The organism is Trebonia sp. (assembly GCF_049794275.1).
Lineage (GTDB): Bacteria > Actinomycetota > Actinomycetes > Streptosporangiales > Streptosporangiaceae > Trebonia.
This window is the reverse complement of sequence record NZ_JBARCR010000963.1, coordinates 1-2,773: the sequence shown is the minus strand read 5'-3', so window position 1 is coordinate 2,773 and position 2,773 is coordinate 1. Positions and strand designations below refer to the sequence as shown.

The window sequence follows — 2,773 nt, the reverse complement described above, 5'->3', positions numbered from 1 at the left end:
ATCCCGGTCAGCAGGTAGCGCCCCTGGACTGCCTCACCCAGTTCCGGGTAGTCGGCCAGCCGGGCCTCGAAGTCAGCGCGGATCGCGAGTACCACGAGTGCGCCGGGCGTGTCGCCGCTGGCCGCTTCGTGCAGCGCCGTGATGAACGCCCGGCGCTCGTCCGGTGACTGGCACAGGGTGAATAGTTGCTCGCACTGGTCAATGACGAACACGACGCGTCCCGCGCCCGAGGCGAGCGCCGCCTGCCGGGCGATCCAGCCGAAAACGGCGGGATCTGCCCGCAGGCGCTCCAGGACCTCGGCCGCGTGCGCGCCCGCGAGCGGCGCGATCCGCACCGCCAGTTCCCCCAATGGGGCACGTCCTGGCGTGAAGAGCAAACATGGCCAGGACGCCGCCTCCGGCGCCCCCTCGAATCCAGATTCCCGCAGCCGGTGCAGCACGCCCGCGCGCAACAGCGAGGATTTCCCGGCGCCCGACACACCGGACACGACAACCAGCCCCATTCCGGCGAGGCTGGCGGCCATTAGTTCTCGGACGCGGGCGGTGGCCGCGTCCCGGCCGAAGAACAATCCCGCGTCCCGCTCTCCGAACGAGCTCAGCCCGAGGTACGGCGAGGTAACCCGGTGCGGATCGCTGGGCCAGCCGTCGAAGCGGTACGGGTTGTAGTAGTGGCGGCGCACGCCGGCGGCCTCCGGTCGCAGCAGCAGCTCACGCAACCGGTTCTCGTCCCATAGCTCGATGGTTGTGCCGCTGTCTTGTTCGCGCCCGGCCTTCCAGTCCGCCCACCACTGCGTGGTGGGCGCGTCCATGCTGGCCGGGACGCAGAGCACCCACCGCTCCAGCGTGTACCCGTGGTCGGCGGCCGCCTTCTGCGCCGCGTCGAAGGACGCCGTGATCTGACGGTGCTGGCTTCGGGCGACACCCCGCGCGAAGTACTTCGCCTGCCACACGGTCACCCGCCCGCGCAGGTCACCGACCAGGACGTCGATACCCCAGTCACCGGGATTGGCGAAGACGAGGCGTGCCTCCCCTGACGTGGCGCGGACGAGCAGCCCGAGCATCTGCTCGAAATCCTCACTCGCGCCGGCGTGGCCTGCCCGGACCTGGTGCACCGCGAAATTGATCATTGGTTGATCGGAATCCGCCGCCACAATCCGGAAGAGTACGACCGGGTACGCCCGCATCGCTGGCGTTTCGCCGCGTTGTAAGGACGTGCGCCTGTGCGGGTATGACCAGAGACGCCTTCCTGCTCGGCTTCCTCGATTGGCTCGCCGGGCGGCTGATCCTGCCCGGCCACGGCCTGTCCGTGACGCCTAACCCGCCTGCCGGCCCCATGCCGACACCATCGTGGGCATGCTGACTACTGACGAGGGGGTGTCGAGGTAGGCGATGGCCTCATCCAGGGCCGGACGATCGACCAGCCCCGCAGCGATCATCCGATCACCGGCCTGGCGCAGGCCAGCCACCATAACCCGCGCGCCGGCCGAGCCGCCGCGGCCGAAAACCACCCGGGCCTCTCCGCCGACATCGATCAGCCCCAGGCTAGCCAGCAGGTGGGGGAGGGAGCTCGCGAAGTCGGACTCATCGTCGTTGGAGCGTGCAAGGAATTCACCCAGCGCCGCATGGACCTTGCGGAACCTCGCTTCGGCAGGGCCGACGGGCTCAGTTCCCCGCTGGAAGGCACCGGAGAAGTCCTCGACGACCAGCCAGCCGCCTGGCCGCAGCGCCTGCACCAGCCGGACCATCACATCACCGCGCTGAGGCAGATGGCTCAGCACCAGCCGAGCATGGATGAGGTGATAGCGAGCCTCCGGGATGGCGTCAGCGGTGACATCGTGACGGACTACCTCGAGGTGGGCCAGTTCGGAGGCCGGGATGAACCGGGGGTCGATGTCGGTAGCCAGAACGCTTCCCGTCGGCCCTACCTGCTTAGCCAGCCAGCTGGCAATGCTGCCGCCGCCGGCGCCGATCTCCCAGCACGCCCATCCGTCTGTCACGCCGACACCGGTCAGGTACCCGATAGTGGCGGGATCGAAGGTCGCTTCCAACCCGGAAAACCGCATGCCGGTCTCAGCGGTCACGGCATTATCGAAGACGTAACGGTTTTCCTTCATGGCCCCTCCCGCCATGTGCTCGCGCTCGCGCGTTTTGCCCCTCAGGCCGGTTCGCCCGGGGCGCGGTAGGCGGCGGTGGCCGCCGATCCGCCGAGCGCGGTGAGCATGTCCTCGACGGTGAGCAGCTTCGTGGTGGTCACCGACGAGAACGCACCGGACGAGGCGACCCTGGTGGCGAGGCTGGTCGACACGACATCGTCCGGCAGCTCGGCGACAACGTAGACGTCGGATCCGCCCACGCCGTACCAGAAGCCGAGGACGCTGCCGCCCAGGCCCTTGAAGATCGGCTCGATCGTCTGGCGGCGGTCTTCCGGCGCCGCGATCAGCTTCGCGAGGGTCGATGGAGTCTGGACAAGATGGTAAAGGTAGATGCTCATCTTTTCTCCCCGGGAAAGATGGCCGAGTCCAGGCCAGGCCGCCTGGACGAGCCTGACGTTACGGCCCGGCGAAGCTGGTGGCAATACTTCCTGAGCGGAGCCGTGACGCGAATTCCGCCGCGGCCGCGCCCGGGTCGTCGGCCTCCGTGATCGCGCGTACCACCACGACCCGGGAAGCCCCGGCCGCCAGCACGTCGTCCAGCCGGGACAGGCTGATCCCGCCGATCGCGAACCAGGGCCGCGCGACGCCAAGCGACGCGATGTGCGAGATCAGCGACAGCC

General features: G+C 68.8%; 4 protein-coding genes. All 4 read right to left on the bottom strand.

Features of this window, described 5'->3' with window-relative positions; translation table 11 throughout:
* Window positions 1-1,127, bottom strand: a 1,127-nt coding sequence (locus tag WA805_RS24660; RefSeq protein ID WP_422273611.1) for an ATP-binding protein, incomplete at its 3' end; no start/stop codon positions are given.
* 186 nt (window positions 1,128-1,313) lie between these two features.
* Window positions 1,314-2,129, bottom strand: a complete 816-nt coding sequence (locus WA805_RS24655; protein WP_425239914.1) for a class I SAM-dependent methyltransferase — start codon at window positions 2,127-2,129, stop codon at window positions 1,314-1,316.
* 26 nt (window positions 2,130-2,155) lie between these two features.
* Window positions 2,156-2,491, bottom strand: a complete 336-nt coding sequence (locus tag WA805_RS24650; protein ID WP_424564977.1) for a GYD domain-containing protein — start codon at window positions 2,489-2,491, stop codon at window positions 2,156-2,158.
* A gap of 58 nt (window positions 2,492-2,549) precedes the next feature.
* A partial coding sequence (locus WA805_RS24645) for a thiamine phosphate synthase (protein ID WP_425243514.1) occupies window positions 2,550-2,773 on the bottom strand: 224 nt, incomplete at its 5' end.

Excerpts from the sequence above, each read along its gene's own strand:
- WA805_RS24650 (WP_424564977.1), bottom strand. The coding sequence starts at position 2,491 with ATGAGCATCTACCTTTACCATCTTGTCCAGACTCCATCGACCCTCGCG.
- WA805_RS24655 (WP_425239914.1), bottom strand. The coding sequence starts at position 2,129 with ATGGCGGGAGGGGCCATGAAGGAAAACCGTTACGTCTTCGATAATGCC.